This window comes from Sphingobacterium sp. UBA7631 (genome assembly GCF_002483935.1).
In the GTDB taxonomy this organism is placed as follows: Bacteria; Bacteroidota; Bacteroidia; order Sphingobacteriales; family Sphingobacteriaceae; genus Sphingobacterium; species Sphingobacterium multivorum.
Map to the genome: position 1 here is coordinate 689,546 of NZ_DLIX01000004.1, position 23,336 is coordinate 712,881.

The 23,336-nt window shown below is 41.5% G+C and carries 22 protein-coding genes; 16 read left to right on the plus strand and 6 right to left on the minus strand.

The window, feature by feature from the left end:
* Positions 1–10: 10 nt before the first annotated feature.
* The gene (locus B3P16_RS07700; RefSeq protein WP_286842220.1) at positions 11–3,301 is read left to right on the plus strand and encodes an efflux RND transporter permease subunit; all 3,291 of its coding nucleotides are present in this window, start codon (positions 11–13) and stop codon (positions 3,299–3,301) included.
* 21 nt (positions 3,302–3,322) lie between these two features.
* Positions 3,323–4,420 carry an efflux RND transporter periplasmic adaptor subunit gene (locus tag B3P16_RS07705; RefSeq protein ID WP_286842222.1) on the plus strand — a complete coding sequence of 366 codons (1,098 nt, stop codon included), beginning with the start codon at positions 3,323–3,325 and terminating at the stop codon, positions 4,418–4,420.
* A 62-nt stretch (positions 4,421–4,482) separates the two neighbouring features.
* Here the strand turns inward: B3P16_RS07705 and B3P16_RS07710 are convergent, their stop codons facing one another.
* The gene (locus B3P16_RS07710; protein WP_286842224.1) at positions 4,483–5,523 is read right to left on the minus strand and encodes a linear amide C-N hydrolase; all 1,041 of its coding nucleotides are present in this window, start codon (positions 5,521–5,523) and stop codon (positions 4,483–4,485) included.
* Between the two features lie 173 nt (positions 5,524–5,696).
* Positions 5,697–6,530 carry a hypothetical protein gene (locus tag B3P16_RS07715; RefSeq protein ID WP_286842226.1) on the minus strand — a complete coding sequence of 278 codons (834 nt, stop codon included), beginning with the start codon at positions 6,528–6,530 and terminating at the stop codon, positions 5,697–5,699.
* Positions 6,531–6,858: 328 nt separating this feature from the next.
* On the opposite strand from B3P16_RS07715, the gene B3P16_RS07720 reads away from it, so the two are divergent.
* The 5 genes from B3P16_RS07720 (at position 6,859) to B3P16_RS07740 (ending at position 10,457) form a co-directional block, all read left to right on the plus strand.
* Positions 6,859–7,644: a methyltransferase domain-containing protein gene (locus B3P16_RS07720; RefSeq protein WP_286842228.1), complete on the plus strand. Its 786-nt coding sequence runs from the start codon at positions 6,859–6,861 to the stop codon at positions 7,642–7,644.
* The gene (locus tag B3P16_RS07725) at positions 7,625–8,428 is read left to right on the plus strand and encodes an alpha/beta fold hydrolase (RefSeq protein WP_286842231.1); all 804 of its coding nucleotides are present in this window, start codon (positions 7,625–7,627) and stop codon (positions 8,426–8,428) included. The genes B3P16_RS07720 and B3P16_RS07725 overlap by 20 nt, the downstream gene beginning before the upstream one ends.
* A gap of 91 nt (positions 8,429–8,519) precedes the next feature.
* On the plus strand, positions 8,520–9,443 hold the full coding sequence (locus B3P16_RS07730; RefSeq protein WP_286842234.1) for a Dyp-type peroxidase: 924 nt from the start codon (positions 8,520–8,522) through the stop codon (positions 9,441–9,443).
* Positions 9,444–9,554: 111 nt separating this feature from the next.
* Positions 9,555–9,917 carry a DUF4180 domain-containing protein gene (locus B3P16_RS07735; RefSeq protein ID WP_046675035.1) on the plus strand — a complete coding sequence of 121 codons (363 nt, stop codon included), beginning with the start codon at positions 9,555–9,557 and terminating at the stop codon, positions 9,915–9,917.
* A 3-nt stretch (positions 9,918–9,920) separates the two neighbouring features.
* Positions 9,921–10,457 (plus strand): GNAT family N-acetyltransferase, encoded by a 537-nt coding sequence (locus B3P16_RS07740; protein WP_286842236.1) that lies wholly within the window; start codon positions 9,921–9,923, stop codon positions 10,455–10,457.
* Between the two features lie 22 nt (positions 10,458–10,479).
* Here the strand turns inward: B3P16_RS07740 and B3P16_RS07745 are convergent, their stop codons facing one another.
* Together B3P16_RS07745 and B3P16_RS07750 are read right to left on the minus strand one after the other, a co-directional pair.
* Positions 10,480–10,929 carry a VOC family protein gene (locus B3P16_RS07745; RefSeq protein ID WP_286842239.1) on the minus strand — a complete coding sequence of 150 codons (450 nt, stop codon included), beginning with the start codon at positions 10,927–10,929 and terminating at the stop codon, positions 10,480–10,482.
* A 22-nt stretch (positions 10,930–10,951) separates the two neighbouring features.
* Positions 10,952–11,404 (minus strand): GNAT family N-acetyltransferase, encoded by a 453-nt coding sequence (locus tag B3P16_RS07750; RefSeq protein WP_286753324.1) that lies wholly within the window; start codon positions 11,402–11,404, stop codon positions 10,952–10,954.
* 215 nt (positions 11,405–11,619) lie between these two features.
* Between B3P16_RS07750 and B3P16_RS07755 the strand changes: the two genes are divergently transcribed.
* From B3P16_RS07755 to B3P16_RS07770, 4 genes are all read left to right on the plus strand, one after another.
* Positions 11,620–12,120 carry a GNAT family N-acetyltransferase gene (locus tag B3P16_RS07755; RefSeq protein ID WP_286753323.1) on the plus strand — a complete coding sequence of 167 codons (501 nt, stop codon included), beginning with the start codon at positions 11,620–11,622 and terminating at the stop codon, positions 12,118–12,120.
* A 64-nt stretch (positions 12,121–12,184) separates the two neighbouring features.
* Positions 12,185–13,081: a helix-turn-helix domain-containing protein gene (locus B3P16_RS07760; protein WP_286842241.1), complete on the plus strand. Its 897-nt coding sequence runs from the start codon at positions 12,185–12,187 to the stop codon at positions 13,079–13,081.
* Between the two features lie 96 nt (positions 13,082–13,177).
* Positions 13,178–15,118 carry an oleate hydratase gene (locus B3P16_RS07765; RefSeq protein WP_286753321.1) on the plus strand — a complete coding sequence of 647 codons (1,941 nt, stop codon included), beginning with the start codon at positions 13,178–13,180 and terminating at the stop codon, positions 15,116–15,118.
* A 64-nt stretch (positions 15,119–15,182) separates the two neighbouring features.
* Positions 15,183–16,079, plus strand: a complete 897-nt coding sequence (locus tag B3P16_RS07770; protein WP_286842243.1) for a 3-hydroxyacyl-CoA dehydrogenase — start codon at positions 15,183–15,185, stop codon at positions 16,077–16,079.
* A 103-nt stretch (positions 16,080–16,182) separates the two neighbouring features.
* Here the strand turns inward: B3P16_RS07770 and B3P16_RS07775 are convergent, their stop codons facing one another.
* Positions 16,183–17,304 carry a serine hydrolase domain-containing protein gene (locus B3P16_RS07775; RefSeq protein WP_286842245.1) on the minus strand — a complete coding sequence of 374 codons (1,122 nt, stop codon included), beginning with the start codon at positions 17,302–17,304 and terminating at the stop codon, positions 16,183–16,185.
* A 231-nt stretch (positions 17,305–17,535) separates the two neighbouring features.
* Here B3P16_RS07775 and B3P16_RS07780 point away from each other — a divergent pair, with 231 nt between their 5' ends.
* Entirely contained in the window at positions 17,536–18,285 is a 750-nt protein-coding gene (locus B3P16_RS07780; RefSeq protein ID WP_286753317.1) for a hypothetical protein, read from the plus strand.
* 122 nt (positions 18,286–18,407) lie between these two features.
* Here the strand turns inward: B3P16_RS07780 and B3P16_RS07785 are convergent, their stop codons facing one another.
* Positions 18,408–18,932: a DinB family protein gene (locus B3P16_RS07785; RefSeq protein WP_286842248.1), complete on the minus strand. Its 525-nt coding sequence runs from the start codon at positions 18,930–18,932 to the stop codon at positions 18,408–18,410.
* A gap of 162 nt (positions 18,933–19,094) precedes the next feature.
* On the opposite strand from B3P16_RS07785, the gene B3P16_RS07790 reads away from it, so the two are divergent.
* The 4 genes from B3P16_RS07790 to B3P16_RS07805 all read left to right on the plus strand — a co-directional run bounded on the left by B3P16_RS07790 (position 19,095) and on the right by B3P16_RS07805 (position 23,274).
* Positions 19,095–19,769: a response regulator transcription factor gene (locus tag B3P16_RS07790; RefSeq protein WP_046675026.1), complete on the plus strand. Its 675-nt coding sequence runs from the start codon at positions 19,095–19,097 to the stop codon at positions 19,767–19,769.
* A gap of 9 nt (positions 19,770–19,778) precedes the next feature.
* Positions 19,779–21,065 (plus strand): sensor histidine kinase, encoded by a 1,287-nt coding sequence (locus B3P16_RS07795; RefSeq protein ID WP_286842250.1) that lies wholly within the window; start codon positions 19,779–19,781, stop codon positions 21,063–21,065.
* Between the two features lie 152 nt (positions 21,066–21,217).
* On the plus strand, positions 21,218–21,898 hold the full coding sequence (locus tag B3P16_RS07800; RefSeq protein ID WP_286842251.1) for a response regulator transcription factor: 681 nt from the start codon (positions 21,218–21,220) through the stop codon (positions 21,896–21,898).
* Positions 21,898–23,274 carry a HAMP domain-containing sensor histidine kinase gene (locus B3P16_RS07805; RefSeq protein ID WP_286842252.1) on the plus strand — a complete coding sequence of 459 codons (1,377 nt, stop codon included), beginning with the start codon at positions 21,898–21,900 and terminating at the stop codon, positions 23,272–23,274. The genes B3P16_RS07800 and B3P16_RS07805 overlap by 1 nt, the downstream gene beginning before the upstream one ends.
* The last annotated feature ends 62 nt before the right edge of the window (positions 23,275–23,336 follow it).

A 23,336-nucleotide genomic window follows, 5' to 3' on the forward strand; every position in this document is an offset into this window, starting at 1 on the left:
ATAACATTACATGAATTTAATACGTTTTGCCTTACGCAAGCCGATATCCATCCTCGTACTCGTATTGGGACTTATTGTCTTTGGCATAGGTGCCGTTCGATCGATCAAGGTGGATATCCTGCCAAAAATGAACCTTCCGGTTATTTATATTGCCCATCCATTTGGTGGCTATTCGCCGGATCAAATGGAATCTTATTTTGCTAAAAACTACGTTAATATCCTTCTTTTTGCCAATGGGGTCAAGTCTATTGAGACCAAGAATATTCAAGGTCTGACCTTAATGAAAGTATCGTATTACGAAGACACCAACATGGCACAGGCTGCGGCCGAGCTAAGTGCCCTGGCCAATCGGATCCAGGCCTCCTTTCCTCCAGGCTCACAACCGCCGTTCATCATTCGCTTTGATGCCTCGTCGCTTCCTGTAGGTCAACTGGTATTGAGCAGTAGCAAACGATCCAATAATGAACTGCAAGATCTGGCCAACGTCTATGTCAGGGCATCATTTACATCAATCCCCGGCTTATTGTCCCCACCTCCTTTTGGGGGAAGTCCACGCACAATTGAGGTCAACGTTGATCCCGATTTAATGCGTAGCCACAATATGACACCCGACCAAGTCGTAGAAGCGCTACGACTGAACAATCAAACTGCCCCGGCAGGAAACGTACGCATTCAGGATAAAAACTACATTACGCCGACCAATAATACCATTAAAGAGGTCAAAGATTTTGAAAAAATCCCGCTATTTAAAGGTGGTGTACAAAATCTTTACCTTGGAGATATCGCTACGGTAAAGGACGGAGCTGATGTTACTGCAGGCTACGCCTTGGTCAACGGCAAGCGCTCCGTATACGTCAGTATTGCCAAAGCTGGCGATGCCTCCACATGGGAAGTCGTCCAGAACTTAAAAGCAGCTTTACCAAAAATTCAGGAGAATTTGCCCGACGACGTCAAGTTATCGTATGAATTTGATCAATCCGTTTATGTCATCAATTCGGTAAAGAGTTTGATTACCGAAGGTGCCATCGGAGCTATCCTGACCGGACTTATGGTGCTCCTATTTTTAGGTGATCGAAGAGCCGCGCTGATCGTTATCCTGACCATACCGATATCCGTGATATCCGGAGTGCTCTTTCTGAAACTCTTCGGGCAGACCATCAACCTCATGTCCCTCAGCGGACTAGCCCTGGCTATTGGTATCTTGGTCGACGAAAGTACGGTAACGATCGAGAATATACACCAGCATCTGGATATGGGTAAACCCAAAGCCTTGGCTATCTGGGATGCCTGTAAGGAGATCGCCTTACCAAAATTATTGATCCTGCTCTGTATATTAGCCGTATTTGCACCTGCATTTACCATGACGGGAATTCCGGGCTCGCTATTTCTTCCCTTGGCCCTGTCCATTGGATTTTCGATGATCGTATCCTTTCTTCTTTCGCAGACATTCGTTCCCATCATGGCAAACTGGTTTATGAAAGATCATGCCCATAAGGCTCCACATGCGACCAAATCCGAGGGTTTAAATGCAGATGAAGCCCAGTTTGCAGCATCTGGACTGACCGTAGAATCCGAACAGGATACCTTGAATCAGAAGAAACTATTGGTGGAACGTGACGACTTTAACAACGATGGAAAGATCAGTATTTTTGAACGGTTCAGAAACAGATTCATGAAAATGATCGATCGCTTGTTCAAAAGAAAGAAAACCATTACGGTGATCTATCTGCTTGGAGCGCTAAGTCTTGTTGTCATTTTACTTTCCACGATAGGCCAGGATGTATTTCCGAAAGTCAACTCCAGCCAGTTTCAAATGCGCCTTCGTGCCGCTGAAGGTACACGTATCGAACGCACCGAAGAAAAAGCAAAACTGGCGCTGGCCGAACTGGAAAAACTGGTTGGCAAAGAACATATCAGCATATCTTCTGTCTATATCGGTCAGCACCCCGGGCAGTTTTCAGTATCGCCGATCTATCTTTTCATGGCCGGTCCACATGAAGCTGTTTTCCAAATAGCACTGAAAGACTACCATCATGATATGGACAGTTTCCGTGATGAATACCGAAAACGCCTGAAAGCAGCAGTTCCCGATGTACAGGTATCCTTTGAACCGATCGAACTTACGGATAAAGTATTAAGCCAGGGGTCGCCTACCCCTATTGAAGTTCGGATAGCAGGAAAAAACAAAAAGAACAACGAGAAGTACGCCGGAAAATTGATCGAGAAACTAAAAGCCATCCCTTACTTTAGAGATGTACAATTAGCACAATCCATTAAATATCCTTCGTACGATATTAAAATAGATCGCATTAGAGCTGCACAATTGGGTATCGATCTCAGCGAAGTGACACGATCGCTTATCGCATCCACCTCATCTTCGCGTTATACCGAAAAAAACACCTGGATCGATGAAAAAGCAGGACTCTCATATAATGTCCAAGTTCAGGTTCCCATCGATAAAATGAAAGATGAGAAAGAAATCGGTGAAATCCCTTTATTGAAAAATTCGGCGCGACCAATACTGAGCGACGTTGCAACCATCACACCGTCCTTCACTTATGGAGAAAATGACAATTTGGGCGCGATGCCCTATGTATCAGTTACAGCAAATATTGATCATACCGATTTGAAAACAGCCTCCAAAGATGTAAAACGTAGTATCAAAGCCCTTGGTGAACTCCCGCGTGGATTATCCATGGAGCAAATAGGCCTCGGAAAAGTATTGGAAGAAACCATGAGCAGCCTTGAATCTGGTTTGGCTGTAGCCATTATCGTTATATTCCTGATGCTATCAGCCAATTTCCAATCGTTCAAAGTTTCTATGGTTGTACTCACCACAGTTCCTGCGGTGGTGCTGGGGTCATTACTTCTATTGTTGTTAACCGGATCTACCCTCAACTTACAATCCTACATGGGGATTATCATGTCGGTGGGTGTATCCATTGCGAACGCTGTTCTACTCATCACCAATGCCGAACATATCCGTCGGCATCATGGAGATGCGCTGGCTGCAGCTCGTGAGGCAGCATCCTTACGGCTTAGACCCATTATCATGACCAGTTTGGCCATGATTGTAGGCATGCTCCCTATGGCTATTGGCCATGGCGAAGGTGGTGAACAAGTTTCACCACTCGGTAGAGCCGTCATTGGCGGATTACTATTTTCAACATTTGCCGTACTCGTCATCTTACCGCTCATATTTGCTTGGGCGCAAGAAAAAAGCAGTACACAATCGATCTCATTAGATCCTGAAGACAAAGAAAGTAAACACTATATTGCCGCATTAAAACCTTTATCGTAAAAGCAGTATAATCTATAAAATATGAAAAATAATTTGTTCAAAATATTATCTATCGCCGGCCTGATCGCATCCTTAACAGGATGCCATTCGGCAGCCGAGGAAAATGTCAAAAAAGAAAGTCCCGAAGCTGCAGCTCCGGCAATGGAGACATTTGTACCTTCTAAACAGAAATTAACCAATAAAATGCAGATCCCTGGGGAAATCACGGGATTCCAGCAGGTCGAAATTTACGCCAAGGTCAGCAGCTATGTCAAAAGCCTCAATGTGGACATCGGCAGTAAAGTGCATGCAGGCCAGTTGTTGGCTGTCTTGGAAGCTCCCGAATTGAGTTCACAGCTATCTGCTGCAAAATCGCGGCTCAAATCGCAAGAAGCAGTTTATATGGCTACAAAGAGCACTTACGATAGACTCTTCGAAACCAGCAAGGTGGAAGGAACTGTGGCTAGACTCGATCTTGAGGTTGCTGAGTCAAAAAAGAATGCTGATTTTGCCCAGTACCAAGCCGCTAAATCAGCCTATGCAGAAGTACAAAACCTCTTGAATTATTTGGAAATCAGAGCACCCTTCGACGGTGTCATCGCAACAAGAAATGTCAATCAAGGTGCCTATGTTGGTCCAGCTGGCCGTGGTTCGGAAATGCCCATCATGACCATTCAACAACAACGTAAACTCCGGTTAGCCGTTGCTGTTCCGGAACAATATTCGGGTTTTCTAGCTGAAAACCAGCCCTTGCAATTTACCGTCAAATCATTGCCTGGACAAACCTTCTCCGGTAAGATCGCACGCAAATCGGGTGCCTTGGACAGTAGATTAAGATCCGAACGGGTAGAAATTGATATTAACAATACCGACAACAAGCTATTGCCCGGCATGGTCGCAGAGGTCGAATTACCTTTAACATCGCAAGACAGTACTTTCGTTGTGCCAAAATCAGCGGTATTTACTTCGGGCGAAGGAAGCTTTGTGATTGCTGTCGTTGCTGGCAAAACCCAACGCATCCCCGTACAGAAAGGGCGCAGCATCGATGGTCAGATTGAAATATTTGGTGACGTAAAACAAGATACTAAATTGGTCAGCAAAGCGGATGAAGAGATTATAGACGGAACCTCAGTCAACTAAGATCGCTATAAAATCGCATAAAAACGGGCTTGTCCAATCTTTTTGGACAAGCCCGTTCTAATTTAAATACCCATAAATTTAAAGGGTTGGGCAGCCTTAAACAGCGTATTTGAAATGCCATTTATTGCCATCCCTTGCTTCATATCCAACTTCATCGTTGGAGCACCTTTCTTTAAATCAAATTTAGCCAGATCCACCCACAACGTTCCCGGAACCAATACATTCTCAAAATAATAGACTTTATTCTTCTGATCAGCTACAGATCGCCACCGCGTAGAGGAAATATTGGGCTCCGTTTCGGAACTTATTCCAAATGGAACCGAACAGTTTCTGATCACACTGAAAACGCTCGCAACAGAAAGCCGCAAATCATCTGTCTGCGGAATCGCATTAATGTAATAAGAAGCCCTCACAAAACGATCAGCAGCGCGGTTTGTTCCCGGAAGCATAATAGTTCCCGGAATTCCCTGCCAATACCTGTTTAGCGCAAGTTGATCTTCGAAGACAGGAGAATTTGTCATGACGGTATAAGCCGCATCGTGATGAATAACCAATTTCCCGTTGATGTATTCAAATATAGCGTTATCGCCTGTGGCATCTGAAAGCGATAAATGCACCGTCGTAAATTTGGTAGTGCCCGGGATATAATCACTTACAATCACAAATGGTTCATCCTTTAAGGCAGATACGGCTTCATTGACGGTCGCAAAATTATCCAAAACATATTGGGCCCAAGCCGAGATTGCAAGACCTTTTTTTGGTCCAGCTGGATCAAATTTAGGATAAGTAGATTCGACAAGCCAGAGTACATTGGCCACTAATCCCTTTTCATTTAAACCATCGACCGTAGCAATGTCCCACGCACTGGAAACAACACTACCATATTGTGAAGTCCACTGCAATGACTGCGGCCCTACCTCCCCGCTTCTTGCTACGCCGCGCGGAAATACCCATAAATTGGCCGCGATATCGTCTCTCCAGTCCATACTTCTAGCTGTGATAACGGTCTGATTAGGTCCTTTATAAACAACGCGTGTACAGGATCGACCTTCTTTAGCAACAAAAAGAAAGACGATCAACATAAATTGTGCAAGATACTTCATATGTATAGATTTTTTTAATAAGTGATACAGCTTTTTTGCCTTTGAGGACAAAAGGATCTAATATCTTAAACAATAATTCGGACTTATTGTTTGTCTAAGCTGTAACCGGCATGATTTAATCCGGCACAGCTTAGACGAGCATAAGCTACAGCAGTAGTAGATGGCTTTGGGTACTATTCAGTTGCTTTCGGGTCGATTGCTGCGGCCGCTGCAGTTAATGCCAAAGCACCCCCAACGATCATAGCCTCCTGTCCTTTTTTTTCCTTAACAGCCAGCACGTCTCCGCGCTTATTATACAGTTCTAGAATATTATTAAGTGCTACTGCACCGGTCTGCCAAAGCTGGACTGCATAAAATTTTTGCTCCGTAGTTTTAACAATAGCTTTACCATCTTCTAAAATCGAATAAGTCAAATAGCTACGTAAACTGTAAGGTGAATCAGCACCTTCAAATCGGGCAAGTTTTACCGCAAAACTTTCGCCACTCATATCATACATATACACTTTTTCTTTTTGGGATGATCGTACAATGGATTTAACATCGTTTTTAAAATCAAAATAATGCCCATCCACATAGGCATGCGGTGGGATAAGTACGACATCTTTAGGCAAACTTACCGACCCCGTGATATAACCGTTCACCCAAGTTTCGTTAAATATAGTGGATTTACTGGCGTTTATATCGGAAACCGAAGCATTCATCTTTCCATTAAAAGAAGCTTGTTCAGCAGAATAGCTTTGCGTTTTACCATTAATAACCATGGCCGAACTCTTAAGATCCCATAAGATCGGTTTATCGATTTTATTTTCTATCCGAAGGTAAATTCGACCATCTCTGTCGGCGAAGGAATAATCAATCTGTACCGTATCATTTTTAAATGAAAACGTTCCCTTGTCTTCGTCTTTTTTTACGTTCTCCCCATTGAACGTCATGAGATAGTTGGAAGAACAGGCTGAAAGAAAAACAGCACAATACATTAGCAGGAGAACTTTAAATACTTTTCGCATAATATCAGGATATCTTAGTGTAATTACACAGCACGAGTGCTGTTGTATAGCAATATAAAAAACTATTATTAAAAAAACAGCGAACCGACATAAAATAATTTCCTAATTAGGGTATTAATCGCAAAGTATCGCTGTTGCTATAAAATAGAAAATGATCATTATATCCTTCTTAATGGAGAATATGGTATTCGATTGATCGTAATCATAAACAAAGCAAGGAATATTCTCAACTGTTGGTCAGATTAGCGCGACAAAAACGATTAAACGAATAGAAGTTTTTTTAACCGGAAGGCAAAAGCTATATTTACAGTCAACTAAACCCAATTCAATGAAAGAGAAATTTATCGACAGAAAAGATCAACAGGCCAATAAGATATTTGAAAGAAGGACACTATCCTCCGATTATAGAACGATTATTCCCTTACTGTCTCCTGGCATGGAAATCTTGGATGTGGGCTGTGGTACCGGAACACTCACGAATGAGGTCGCGACTTATATCGGTGACGGAACCATAATCGGGCTCGATAATACACAGTCTTTTATAGATAGTGGCAATGAACTATATGGCAACACCAAAAATCTGAGCCTGGTCTGCAGCAATATTTTTGATTATCAGCCTCCACATCCGTTCGACCTGATTATAACGGCGCGCACCATGCAATGGTTAAGTGATATTCCCAGAGCATTAGGCTTATTTAAATCTTGGTTAAAACCCGGCGGACAAATCTCTATTTTAGACTACAATCATACCGCCATTGAATGGAACCCCGCTCCGCCAGAAAGCATGCGCACATTTTACCGTACTTTCCTGCAATGGAGAGCAGATGCAGGGATGAACAATCGTGTTGCTGATGAGGTAGATGCACTGCTTCAGAAAGCAGGTTTCCATTCGGTTCAGGTTATCAATGCCGATCAGACCTACAAAAAAGGAGAAGCTAACTTTGATACCAATCTGGCCATCTGGAACAAAGTCGCCCAGTCGCGACAAATGGTTACGGAAGGGTATATCTCGGACGAACTTCGCTTACAGGCTATCGCCGAATACTGCCAATGGATCGAAACAGAAGCGAAAAGCATGACACTTAAAATGAACGATGTACGGGCTAAAGTATAATCTCCTTTTATCCGTTTTCCTCCTACTGACACTCCCCGGGCTGGCCGTAAAAGCACAGCTCAGGGATACCATGATCAATGTAGGTAACCACAACCTTCATTTTACTTTAATGGAGGGAAATGGTATCCCCATTGTCTTTGAATCTGGAGCGGGAAATGATGCTTCCGTTTGGAGAAAGCTATTGGAACCCCTGTCCAGCAAATTGGGTGCACCGTTAATTACTTATGACCGGGCGGGCTTTGGAAAAAGTAAAATAGACACCGTTAACATTAGCTTGACAAATGAAGTAAAGGATCTTAAAACTGCCTTGCAGCAATTGGGCTATCGTGATCGGTACTTTTTTGTTGCCCACTCCTTCGGTGGTAACTATACGATGAAATTTATAACGACCAATCCCGGACAGGTTGTCGGCACCGTAATGATCGATATTGTCTCCCCTTATTTCATGACTATGGAGCGATCCAAATCATTGAAGAGAGAATATGCCAGTGAGCTTGATCACATCAAAAAAGAAAGCTTAGGGTTCTATCACCTCGTTTTAAACTACGAAGCGTCAACGGCTGTTTTACATGAGGTTGCTGAAAAAATCAATGTCCCTATGACTGTCATTGGCTCAGGAAAATCACCTTTTGAAGAACCCGATCGCAGTTTATTTATTGCTGCCCTTAAAAAATTTGCTGATCAAAAAAGCAATAGACGTTATATTTTAGCCGAAAATGCGGAGCATCATGTCTTTTACGATGAACCGGATTTAGTTATTGATGAAATCGTCAAACTATATTAACAAACCGCATTCGAGTAATCAAAAAGTCTATCGCTAAAACCGATTTTATTTGTAGCTTAGCAAGGCTGTACAACACACAACAACTTATCTTATGGATCATCAGGCCCAAAATGTCATCGATACACCGAGCAACAATACGGTGTTTATGGTATGGAATTTCCACGAAAATGGGATCGTCAAGGATGTCTTCCAACGCTTATGTGCATTGGTTGTCAATCTCAACAATTCGGCGCAGGTACGTTCAAATCTCGTGAAGGCCAGCGTGGTATTGGGCATTAGCCACCATGCGTGGAAAAAGCTGGAACTCAACGAACCTATGCCAAAGGAATTGGTTCCTTTCGAACCTATCATTGGTCAAAAACATGTTGCTGTGGCTACCCCCGGCGATGTACATTTCCATATTCGCGCTTATGAAAAAAGCTATTGCATTGACATGGCGACCGAAATAGCAGCCATATTAAGTCCCGTTGCGGATTGCAAGGAGGAAGTTCATGGGTTCAGATATTGGGATGGGCGAAGTATCTTGGGCTTCGTCGACGGAACGGAAAATCCCCTTGGTGAGGATCGTGCTTTCTTTGGTATCGTAGGTGATGAGGATGCAGCCTATAAGGGTGGAAGCTATTTATTTGTACAAAAATATATTCATGACATGAATGCCTGGCGTTCTTTACCCGTCGCCGATCAGGAAAAGGTCATCGGCAGAAGCAAAGCAAACGATATTGAGATGGGCGACGATGAAAAACCGGCCAATTCTCATTCGGCCTTGGCCAATGTCGGTGACGATTTAAAGATTGTTCGCGACAATATGCCTTTTGGGCAAATCGCAACAAATGAAATGGGAACCTACTTTATCGCTTACGCCAGCACATTCAGTACCGTACAATTGATGCTGAACAGAATGTTTATTGGTGAACCCGAAGGAAATTACGATAGAATACTAGACTTTAGTACAGCACATACCGGCTCCCTGTTCTTCTGTCCAACAATCAATATGCTGAAAGAATTTGCAGGTTAAAACCTATTTATCCGCTATCTCGGATCATTTTCAACAGCATATCCCAACGAAGTGCAATGGATCATGGAATCTGGTCCCACAAATTTATTTTTCAAACGACACAATAAAAAAATGGAAATCACTATTATTCAGCTAGGTGACGAAAACATTGCTGAAGTTAAAGGTTCAGGCGTCTTTATCCATAATCTCGATGATGGTCTACAGATTATGGTCGACTGTGGCGCGCAAGAAGCGTACAAAGCAATTATTTATCAAGAGAACATCACGGATGACTTCTTCGAACTTAAAACAAAACTTGCCGGTGAAATTCTTCAAAAATATACGCAGTATGGCTTTGACATTGCCATCGTTGGCGATTTCTCCAAATACAACAGCAAAAGTTTAAACGATTTTATCTACGAAAGCAATAAATCAAAAAAAATCAATTTTGTAGGTACGCGTGAAGAAGCGATAGCCAGATTTTCAAAACGTTAAACCATGCGCATTGATTCAGAAAGATTAGCGATTCGGCCCATCATGCCGGAAGACAGTCGGGCAATATTCGGGTATCGTTCAGATAAAGAAACCAATAAATACCAGGGCTGGATTCCAGACTCTTTAGCAGAAGTCGATGAATTTATAGCAAAAAACCCAAACACGTTCAATCTTCCAGAGTCCTGGTTTCAGCTCGTTATGACCGACAAAATAGCAAAGGCTGTAATCGGCGATATTGGCGTTCATTTTTTTGGTACTGAACACCTGCAGGTGGAATTGGGCTGTACGATAAAAAAAGAATTCCAGCAACAGGGATATGCCAAAGAAGGACTGAAAACAGTTATAGAGGCCCTGTTCCGTCAGTATCATAAACATCGGATCACGGCCTCGGTAGCTCCAGAAAACAAGGCATCCAGGCAGCTCTTAACAAGTCTGGGATTTCGTCAGGAAGCTCATTTTGTAAAAAGCTATTTCCATAACGGTCAATGGGAAGATGATGTGGTCTTTGCTATCCTTGCCGAAGAGTGGAAATCAGCATAATAAGTCGCCCTTTCGCGACTTATTATGTTGTACGATCGATCCAATCGGCATAAGAAAGCACGCCCAATTCGGGCCTACCCTCCCCTTCCAAAACTGCGATAAACTCCAATTGGTTGCCATCCGGATCATTAAAGTATATGGCCAATGCAGGCATCCATGCAAAGACCATCGGTGCTTCGATACCATCTTTTAAAAAATTGTAGGGTGTCAGATCCCGTTTTTTCAGATAATCCACGGCATAATTTAATATATCCGCTTTATTTGCGCTAAAAGCAAAATGTCTGGGTTGAAAGTTTGTTTCTTCCTGCCACAGGCCCAACATATAGTCTTTTCCGGTTCCAATCCATAGAAAAACAATGGGACGTGTCGGATCACGATGTGCCACATGTAATCCCAGTACCTCCGTATAAAATGCGACAGACTTAGCTAAATCCCGCACCTGAATATGCGTTTCGTATAAACCTTGTATCATGAGTTATTTCATTTTATTAAAATTATTTCGATCCATTAATAGCGCTCTCGTGATGTAAATGCAAAATCGGATAGGATTTCCCCATACCATCTACAGGTGAGCGTCCGATGAGCTGATATCCTTTTTTCAGATAAAAATCAACCGCCTGCTGGTTTTGCTCATTGACATCAACTTTATACACCTGGAGCTTATCCAGCACATGCTGGAGTGCCACAGTCCCGAGACCTTTCCCTCTGTATGCTGAATCTACAAATAACATTTCCAGATTATCGTCGGAGACAGCGAAAAAAGCTGTAGGCTGTCCGTTGTCATCTATGACATATACCTTTAATTGTGGTAAATACTCGGTTGGGATCAGCCTCTTATATAACTGAAGATCCTCCTCCTTCAAAAAATCATGTGTCGCCCGAACCGAATTTTCCCAAATGTGCAGAATTGCTGCATAATCAGCTTCGCTTGCCGCTCTTATTTCCATAACTATTATCTCGCTCTAAAAAAATGTTTACGCGGTATCGCAGCAGAAAAGCATTCTTATAAAAACTTCCCGTCCGCTTTACAGAAAGGCAATGTAAGTTAAATTGGAGAACTAAAATCATGAAAAAGTTAAATAAGACAGAAAGATGATGATTTAAGTTCCGATAATTTGATTTAAGAGAAAACAACCTTATCTTGTAAATAAACACATTAGCCATGCACAATACGTTAAGATTTGAAAAATACCTATTGGAAGATTTTGATGCTTTCCACGACCTAGTGAAAGCGGATGATGTCATGAAATATATTACCGGCAAAGGATTAACTGAAGAACAGGCCCGCAGAAAATTCGATTCGATTCTCGCGATCAACCAGGATCCAGATTTAGGCTACTTTAAAGTCATTGAAGCCGATACACAAAGACTTTTGGGGGACTGCAAACTGGTTAACTATAAAAAAGATCCAACAGTATTCGAAATTGGTTATTTGCTCCGCAAAGAACATTGGGGAAAGGGGCTGGGAACACAGATTTGCGAGTCGATGCTAGCCCTTGCCACAACATTAAATCCAGATAAAGATGTGATTGGTATTATTGATCCCGATAACACCGCATCAAGACGACTACTGAGCAAATTCGGATTCAAAAGTTTCTTCGTTGGGATAGAAGACGATATTGCCACAGAAAAACTGCTGCTCAAACGTACAGCATCCGAATAAACAAAACCCATTCGAATATTAAAAACAATAGGAACTGTATATGCCCAAACCGAACAAAAAGTCAATGAAGTTTAAGGTAAAAACAACTTACAATACACACGAAAGTCTTCAAGATACCTTATCATTCTTTGGCGTAAATTGCCACCGCCCATATTATATTTCTTCCGGAAATCCAATTTTTGAATACCCAAGCAATGCTTTTCGTATTGATTATTATGCCATCTGTATCTGTACGGCGGGCGATATTGATATTCAGGTAGACAATCAGGAATACCATATCTCGACAAATCATATCCTCGTATCCGCCCCAACAACAATTATCCGCTTTTCGCAGGTCAGTCCCGACTTTAGAATGAAGCTACTCTTTTTTGACAAAGCGTTCCTGCTTAAACATATTGTCAATCCATTCTTTATTGAGCAACTGGGGCTTTTCAAAAATTCGACCTTTACCATTGTCAGCTACCAAGACAAACAAATTGACAAGCTATTAAAATTAATAGACTACCTTAAAGAAGTTACCTTAAGGACAACGCATTTTACAGCAGATATTATCCGCACGATTATCTTTAATCTACTATTAGAAATCGCCGACGAATTGGCCTCTAAAGACCACAATACAACGGAAAGTGGGCAAGAGACCAACAACCTATTCTATAAGTTTACAGACCTGGTGCAGCGACATAGCAATCAATACAAAGAGGTACAATATTACGCCGACCAGTTATTTATTTCAAACAAATACCTTATTCAGGTTGTTAAAAGAGCATCAGGTAAAACGCCACATGAAATTATTGATGAGCATGTACTTAAAGAAGCCTATGTGCTGCTCGGGAATCCCGAAAAGACAATCTCAGAAATTTCTTATGAAATCGGATTTAATTCCATCTCTGCATTTGGTCGTTTTTTCAAAAAATACGCCACCTTATCGCCATCTGAATACCGAAAGCGACAAAATATGTAGATAGAGGAAATTCGGTAGAACAATAGCGAATTTGAGGGCACAAATGATTACGGTGGTCTTAGTAACTTTACTCAAGAATTAAAAAACATAAGAATCATGAAAGAAATCACCTCAAAATTCGACAAAGTATTAAATGCATCTGCTGAATATGGAAATGTAAATCATGAACCTGATTCAAGCAAAGAACAACAACGTAATACGCCGAAAAAATCGATGCCCTTTTCTGATCAGATCGGAAACTATCAACGTAATAAAGGTATTCCACCAAAATCATATAAAGACAGTAAAATCTACATCGTCGGAAGTGGTATAGCAGGGATGTCTGCGGCCTACTATTTTATCCGCGATGGCCATGTTCCTGCTGAAAACATCACCTTCCTTGAACAGCTCCATGTGGAAGGCGGCTCGTTAGATGGCGCCGGGAATGCAACCGACGGCTATGTCATCCGTGGGGGCCGGGAAATGGATATGACCTACGAAAATCTTTGGGACATGTTTCAGGACATTCCTGCATTGGAGATGCCTGCACCCTACAGTGTCCTGGATGAGTACCGTTTGATTAATGACAACGACTCCAACTATTCCAAAGCAAGGCTTATTCATAAACTGGGTGAGATAAAAGATTTCAGTAAGTTTGGCCTAGGTAAGCTAGATCAGCTGGCCATCATTCGATTGCTGCTCAAAAATAAAGAAGATTTAGATGATCTAACCATCGAAGATTACTTCAGCGAGTCATTTTTATCCAGCAATTTCTGGACTTTCTGGCGGACCATGTTTGCTTTCGAAAACTGGCATAGTTTACTTGAGCTGAAATTGTACATGCACCGTTTTTTGCATGCGATAGACGGATTGAACGATCTTTCATCACTTGTATTCCCAAAATACAACCAGTACGATACCTTTGTGACCCCTTTGCGCAAAGTACTCCAAAGCAAAGGTGTAAACATTCGATTCAATGTGTTAGTCAAAGACCTGGATATCCAAAGCAATACCGATGGAAAAGTTGTGGAAGCCCTGATTACAGAACAAGATGGCAAAGAAGTGAAAATACCGGTCGGAAAAGAAGATTTCGTCATTGTGACCACCGGATCAATGACAGAAGACACTTTCTACGGGGATAACAAAAATGCGCCGATCATCGGTATCGACAACAGCAGCAGCGGTCAGAGTGCAGGCTGGAAACTCTGGAAAAATCTCGCCGCGAAATCAGCCATATTCGGTAAACCCGAAAAGTTCTGCAGTAACATCGAAAAATCGGCCTGGGAATCTGCAACCCTTACCTGTAGACCTTCGGCGTTGGTCGAAAAACTCAAAGAATATTCGGTTAATGACCCTTATTCTGGAAAAACCGTTACGGGCGGTATTATTACCATTACCGACTCCGATTGGCTGATGAGTTTCACCTGTAATAGACAACCCCATTTCCCCGGCCAACCGGATGATGTTCTTGTCTTGTGGGTATATGCTTTATTTATGGATAAAGAAGGAAATTACATCAAAAAGCCAATGCCACAATGTACCGGAGATGAGATTCTGGCTGAACTATGTTACCATTTGGGCATTATCGATCAACTGGACGATGTCATCAACAATACGATTGTACGTACGACATTTATGCCCTACATTACCTCTATGTTTATGCCAAGAGCAAAGGGTGACCGTCCGAGAGTGGTACCTGAGGGATGTAAAAACCTGGGCTTAATCGGTCAGTTTGTTGAAACCAACAATGATGTGGTCTTTACGATGGAAAGCTCGGTACGTACCGCACGGATTGCCGTGTACGAACTGTTAAATTTAAACAAACAGGTTCCGGATATCAATCCGTTACAATATGATATCCGCCATCTTTTAAAAGCGGCCAAAACATTAAACGATGACAAACCGTTTGTGGGTGAAGGTTTGCTGCGCAAAGTACTTAAAGGTACTTACTTCGAACATATCTTACCGATCGGTTCAGAGGAACAGGAAGAACATGAATCGTTCTTGACTGAACAGATCACCAAATTCAAAGATTGGTTAAAAGGAATTAAAGGATAAGGATTACAACCTGCGCCATGGCTCCGTGGTGCAGGTTTTTACGAATTGAAAAAACAATAACATCATGGACTTTAAAAATATAACGATAGCTGGAAGTGGCGTTTTAGGTTATCAAATCGCTTTCCAAACAGCCTTTCATGGCTATCATGTCACCGTGTATGACATCAGCGACGATGTATTAAAAAAAGCTGCCGCAAAATTTGATATTTTAGCGCAGGCATTCGAGAAAGATCTACAGGCGAGTAAAGAACAACTGGCTGCGACTTTCGATAGACTCAGCTATAGTTCAGATCTTGCATCGGCTGTAGCAAAAGCAGATCTTCTGATCGAAGCCGTTCCCGAAAATCCCGCTATTAAAATTGGCTTCTACCAAGAGCTGGCCAAAGTCGCACCGGAGAAAACCATTTTTGCCACAAACTCCTCAACCTTGCTACCAAGTCAATTTGCACAAGAAACCGGCCGCCCCGAGAAGTTCTTGGCATTGCACTTTGCCAACGAAATCTGGAAGCACAATACGGCCGAAATTATGGGCCATCCGGGTACAGACAAAGCGGTATTTGAGCAGGTTGTAAATTTTGCAAAATCGATTGGCATGGTTGCACTCCCGCTGCATAAAGAACAGCCTGGTTATATTGTAAACTCCTTGCTTGTTCCCTTACTTTCCGCAGCAACGGATCTTTTGGTCAACGAAGTAGCTGATGCAGAGACAATCGACAAAACCTGGATGGTTGCCACCGGAGCTCCAACTGGCCCCTTTGGGATACTCGATATTGTAGGAATCACGACAGCGTATAGTATCAACAAAATGAGTGCTGAGGCAACAAATGACCCTGTAAAGATTAAAACAGTGGCCTATCTAAAAGAACATTTTATAGACAAAAACAAATTAGGCGTCGCTACTGGAGAGGGGTTCTATACCTACCCCAACCCCACTTATCAATCGCCTGACTTTTTAAAGTAAGTCGGCCATAAGCAACAAATCGTCCCAACATACTGGGGCGATTTGTTGGTTCTAACGTCCGTTATAGTGCCTGCGATTAACGGATGGGACATGGACGCTACTGCTAATTGGCATAAACAGCATTCAGCCATGCAAAAGTTGAGCGATGCTGTTCATTCAATACCGGTTTACTGATGCCCATTGTTTTCAGTATGGCGTCGAAGGCTTCACCGATCCTAAAATCATCGCGGTTACTAAAAAATGAAATCACCAGATCTTTCTGAACGTCCATATAGACCATATTGTGAAATCCGGTAGATTCACCCGAATGAAACAAGATTGTATTACCGCCAAGATGCTGTATAAACCATCCCAAATGATAGGCTATTCCATCCTTTATCGGCATCGCATTTTGGGCTAACAATTGTTTTAGTTCCGGCTGTTGTAACCTGTCTTTTATCAAAAAATTCGCCCATGTATGATACTCATCGGCAGATAAGTAAATACCACCATCACCCTGTGTCGCACTGGTCACACTCTGATCGGCAAACAGATAGGAACCTTTGTCCGGATGATAACCATATGCTCGCTCCTCCACCGTATCACCGGCTGTATAAACCATTCCCTTGGTAATGCCGATAGGTTCAAACAATTGACTTTTAACAAATGAAGCAAAGGATTTTTTCGCAACTTGCTCAACAATCAGCGATAAGAGACAATATCCCGTATTGCTATAACGGAATTGACTCCCCGAAGGGAAATATAAACGATCGGTCTGCCGGATATACATCAGCACATCCTTATCCGATACCTGATCTTTCCTTTCTTTCGGTATAAGCTCTTCATAGTCCCAGATTCCGGATGTATGTTGCAGAAGTTGGTCCACCGTAATATCTTTCAACGCAATGGGGAGATCTTCAAAAAAAAGGGACAATTGATCCTCCAGTTTTAAACGCTTTTGAAGCACTAAAGCATAGATCGCCTGCGCAGTTATTTGCTTGCTCACAGAGGCCAAACGAAAATGCGAACTGGCTGTAATCGCACGTTTTTCGGTCAAATCAGCCTGCCCAATGGCATGGCGATAAACAACAGTACCATGTTGACTAATGACGCAAGCGACGCCTGGCGCAGTCTGTTCGTTGTAATAGCCTGCAATGCTGTTATCCAATTTTGACTTATCAATTTTTTGTCCCATAACCATACTTGTTACACAGATCAAAATAAAGCTCAATTTTAAGTTCCTCATATTTTTTAAGGCACATTTCGGTTTATATTATTAGCAGCTCGCAAAAGGTACATTCGTCAATGTGAAGTCCAGCTCGCTGATCTTCAAAAATCGCTATTTTACGGCAATGCTTGGCTCTTTTTTGTACATTTTTATTTATTTCTTTTATTTTTGCTTTCAAGCTTCATTTCTCATGAAGTCCAATTGGCCCAGGATCCTTCCGCCAGTTTTTTATTAAAATCACAACAGACTATGTTTTTTATTTACAGTATCTACGACTTTGTATTAGCAGAAAAAAGTGTTACAACAACATTAAAAAAAGAAAACGCGCCAAGAACCTTCACCTTACAGATTATTACCCCAGCCCGGCGGTTTATTGGCTTACCTTTCGGTGGCGGATTTGTCAAACTTTCCAGACTGTATGACGAGCATGGTAAATTGATTCACGCACGCAATTATTCAGATGAATTAAAAGCGGAGATCAAATCGTTCAAAAGTCAGTATAGCATCCCCTATTTCCAGTTATGGAAGGGATTCCTAATTGTCGCTGCGGCAATTCTAATCTGGGCAGTCATTTATGGCGTCAAGAATAAATTGGGAAATCAACAGCGGGAAAAAGAGGTTGGCCAAATGATTGATCAGTTGAAGCAATTAAAAGCCGGCCAACTGTATGGTGCAACATTTTTTACCGATCAGGAAGGCAACAGCATAGACGGACTTCCAGCAGGTTGGATCAAGATCGATAAAATCATAGGGGATACGGTTTTTATACATCGGTCAAAGCAGCTCGATACCTCCTCGGCACTCTTTGACATGAAGAATATCGCTTCATTCAAGCCTCAATCGACCGACGAGTGGCAGGAAAAAACTGAAAAAATGGATTTTAATCTATTGAAAAAGCAGCTTCAGGATGCTGCGACAAAAAAAGTTGACCTGCTTTATATCGGCAAAGACCACGATACATATTCGGGTGTTATCTTAACGATAAAAGGTAGTGAATAGTTCTTATCTTCGGGTATACTTACCGCATTAACCTTTCAGCTCATGCAAGCTATACGATGGTGTTAATGCATAGCAAACTCAAGATCGAGCGTATCAATCGAGATCGATCTTGAGTTTAATTTTTAATACTTGATCTCTTCGTCAACGTCATATTTCATACCCGGATAGTGCAGTAATCTTCGCATCAAGGCAATCTGTCCGGCAAGATAATCTTCCCTCCCGACACACATGCCAATAAAATTCAATTTATTCTCCTCAATAAAAGGAATATTCATATTGATCGTAAAGATTTCAGCCAGCTTCGCATCATCCACTTGAAGCAAGGCAGCATAGACCTTTGGTGATATCGCTTTAAAATTTTCTTTTAATTCCTGCACACTGGGATAGTGATAACTTTCATCGAGTGTCTTTCCCATAAAAAACAGATCATGGTATGGATCGTTTTCCTGAAGGCCAAGCACATGTGCCATTGCATAGCGCACATTCACAAAATTACCCGCCATCCATACGATATGGTTGGTCTGGCTATCAATTCGTTTTAATGCATCCTCTTCCGAAATGCCGTCCAACGCATTCAAAAAAATTTGACTGTGCATTCGATAAGCAGGAATGATGATTTCCAATTTTAATGATTTCGGTGTATCCATTTCGTTTTGATTTTTATATTAAACATCTGATTTAGAATAAAATTACACGTTTTAAAAGAGCTTACACTTGTCGTATGGCAAGAAATAAAAATGATCAAAATTGATAGATCATTGCGAAATAAATTCTAAATTTCTACTAAATTGAAATTCTATCTTTACGATATGAAGATTTTGATCATAGAAGACGAATTGGAACTGGCCAAAAGCATCGCAACATATCTTAGCGAACAACACTATTTATGCGAATTTGCGCCAACTTTGCAGGATGCTCTGGACAAAATTCAGCTATACCAGTACGATTGTATCTTACTGGACATCGGTCTACCAGATGGAAATGGTTTAAAATTGCTGGAAGAATTAAAGGCGCAGCGAAAGCAAGATGGCGTGATCATCATTTCTGCAAAAAATGCCTTGGACGACAAAATACACGGACTACAATTGGGAGCCGACGATTATCTAACCAAGCCTTTTCACTTATCTGAACTTACAGCACGAATCTATTCGCTGATACGTCGCAAACAATTCAACAGCGCAAATATTGTTGTGCAAAATGAAATACAGATTGATCTCCTCGCAAAAACGGTGATCGTCAATGAGCTGCCCATCGTACTGACGAAAAAAGAATTCGATCTACTCATGTTTTTTATCGGCAACAAAAATAAAGTGATTTCCAAAAGCACCTTGGCCGAACACCTGTCTGGCGACATTGCTGATATGCTCGACAACCATGACTTTGTGTATGCCCATGTCAAAAATCTAAAGAAGAAATTGCAGGACGCCGGAAGCCAACCCTATATTAAGACAGTATACGGTACGGGTTACAAGTGGGAAAATTAAATCAATGAGATGAAACCCCTACTCCGCAAAATAACGACCCCCTTTCTACTCTATGTATTGATTGTACTTGGTGTCAGTATTCCCGTTTATTACTTTGTGATCGACGGTATATGGAAAAGTGAGCTGGACGAACATAACGAAATTATTGTAAAAAAAACAGCTTACGAACTCAACAGATTACAGCTGTCTGAAGATAGGCTCCAAGCCAGCATTGCTTTATGGAATAGCATACAACCTGAAACCAACATACAGAAAGTGAGGCCCGGTGATTTATTACAAGATAGTGTTTATACCATTGAAAAACCACAGCGTTTTGTCGAACCAAAGACAATTGACCGATTTAGATGCCTGTCTTCTGTTATTCAGATCAACGGTGTATCCTATCGCTTTACTGTACAAACAAATATTGAAGAATCTGTAGAGACTATCGCCGCTATCGCAGCGACGACGCTATTTTTCTTTGTTATCTTAGTCATTGGATTACTTATTCTTTCCCGAAAAATATCACTTCGACTCTGGAAACCATTTCGCGATACCGTAAACAAGTTAAAGGCCTTTAATCTCAATAGTCAACAACAGATTAGCTTTCAGCAAACGGATACGATAGAATTCCACGAACTCAATCAATCCTTGTCTAAGCTTCTCGAACAAAACCTGGCCGTATACCGATCACAAAAGGAATTCACCGAAAATGCTTCACATGAATTGCAAACACCGTTGGCTATCCTAAAAAATAAGTTAGATATCTTATTGCAATCTCCGGATCTAAGCAATGAGCAGTACCAACTTTTTGAAGATATGCATAAAGCGCTTTCACGCAGTAGCCGAATTAACCGCAATCTGCTGCTGCTTGCCAAGATAGATAATAGTCAATTCGATCACTCAGAAAGTATTTCTATGGACACGCTGGTTTCGCAGTGTATTGAAGTCATGCAAGAGCACTTTGAGCTAAAAAATCTACTGCTGCTACAAGATATAGAGCCTTCGGTCCTGCTTACAGGAAATAGTAGCCTGACCGAAATCCTGATCAACAATCTACTCCTAAACGCCATACGTTACAGTAATGCCAACGACACCATTGCGATACACCTGACTCAAGCAGCTTTAAGGGTACATAACCCCGGGTCAACAGCCTTAGATAAAAAACTTCTCTTCAAGAGATTTTCCAAGCTTTCAAAAAACAGCCAAGGCAGTGGTTTAGGGCTGGCAATCATAACTGAAATCGCCAGGTATCAGGGCTGGACTGTCGATTATCATTTTGAAAATAATCAGCATATTTTTTCCATTCATTTTTAAAATTCCAAAAGTATTCCCTGGAAAGTTTTATTTGCATATCCGTTTAAATTTAACTTAGTTTGATACTTTTGTATAAGCGATGCATGGATAGCCCATGATTTGGTGTCATAATTAAACTTCGATGCATCGAGGCTTTTAACGTTTTTCCTTATATGAAGATTCTCCTAGTCGAAGATGACGTACGTGTCGCAGGATTGATCAAACGCGGACTTGATGAAAATGAATTTCAGACAGCTATTGCCTACGACGGTATATCTGGGAAGAAAATGGCCCTACAACACGACTTTGATCTTATCATAACCGATATCGTGCTCCCTAAGATGGATGGATTGGATCTCTGCAAAGAAATTCGTCATATCAAACCCGATGTTCCCATTATCATGTTAACGGCATTAGGAACTACAGATGATAAAATTGAAGGTTTTGACGCCGGAGCGGATGACTATCTGGTCAAGCCTTTTGAAATGCGTGAACTGCTCGCCCGCATCAGAGTCCTGCTCAAAAGATATCAAAAACAAGATACCCTCACGGGAACAATCTTGCGTTATGGTGATCTGGAAATGAACCTCCATACCAAAAATGTCAAAAGGAATAATACCGAAATCCATTTGACACCCAAGGAGTTCAAATTACTCCATTATTTATTACAACATCCCGAACGCGTGCTTTCGAGAACAGAAATTGCAGAAAAAGTGTGGGAAACTCATTTTGATACCGGGACGAATTTCATTGATGTCTACATCAACTATCTACGTAAAAAAATCGACAAAGATTTTGCGACAAAATATATCCATACCAAATCTGGAATGGGCTTTATGTTAAAACAAGACTAATGCGAATCAGAACCCGAATCTCTATATTATACACGCTGATTACAGCGACAATATTGCTGATATTCGCCAGCACAATCTATTTCTCAGCGGTGGAGAATCGGGAAAAAGAATTTTACGCCCTTTTGAAAAAAGAAGCTTACACCAAAGCAAACCTTTTTTTGAATGCAAAAGTTGACAAAAAGACCTTAGAAGATATCTACCACAACAACCGCAAAATTCTCAACGAAGTCGAGGTTGCAATTTACGACACCCGTTTTGACCTCTTATATCATGATGCCGTAGATATTGATTTTGTCAAAGAGACACCAGCCATGCTGCAGAATATTCTAAAAAATAAGGAAATAAAATTCTATCAGGATAAATGGCAAGTCATTGGCATGACCTTTCCGTATAAAAACAAAACTTACCTCATTACTGCAGCTGCCTATGACCAATATGGCTACAATAAACTAAACAGTCTGTTGTCGACTATTCTTCTGGTTTTCATCTTGGCTATATTTCTGATCTATGCAGCAGGAATATTCTTTTCCAAAAAAGTCTTTCAACCTATTCTGGAAATGACACAACGCGTAAAAACCATTTCTGCGACAAGCTTAGATGCCCGGCTTACGAGTAGCGGAAATAAAGACGAGCTTGCCGAGTTGGCCAGTACATTCAATGCGATGCTCGACCGCCTCGAGAACTCCTTTGATGCCCAAAAGCATTTTGTTTCCAATATCTCACATGAACTCAGAACCCCATTGGCCGCAATGATTGCAGAGCTCGAGATTTCTGCCAATAAGGACCGTAGTATAGTGGAGTATAAAACAGTCATCGACAATACACTAAATGATGCCCAGAAGCTTAAGAAACTATTTAATAGTTTGCTTGATTTTGCCAAAGCAAGTTACGACAGTTCCGAAATAGCGTTTAAGACCTTACGCATTGACGAAATACTAATTGATGCATGCCAACAGGTTCTTCAGTTAAATCCACATTATAAACTTGACGTTTTCGTCGATCCAGCGATTGAAGATGAAAAACTCCTATCCATCAATGCAAATGAATATCTATTGCAGGTCGCCTTTGTCAACCTCATTGAAAACGCCTGTAAATTTTCGTCCAATCAAAAATGTCTAATCGCCATCAAATCGGATGAAAGTAGGATTCACCTCGAATTTAAAGATGACGGAATAGGCATTGACCCGGTCGATCTTCCCCAAATATTTACGCCTTTTTATCGCGGCAACAACAAAGACTATAGCGAAGGAAATGGTATTGGTCTTTCACTCACACGAAAAATTGTCCTTCTTCACCAAGGCGAGATCGGTATCCGGTCGACAAAAGGTATTGGAAGTGTTTTTAGCATTGATATCCCACATCGCTCCCTATTCTAATAAAATTCTAATTTTTTTCTAAAGCCTCTCTAACCGGCATATCGGGAGCAGGTGGATAGTTT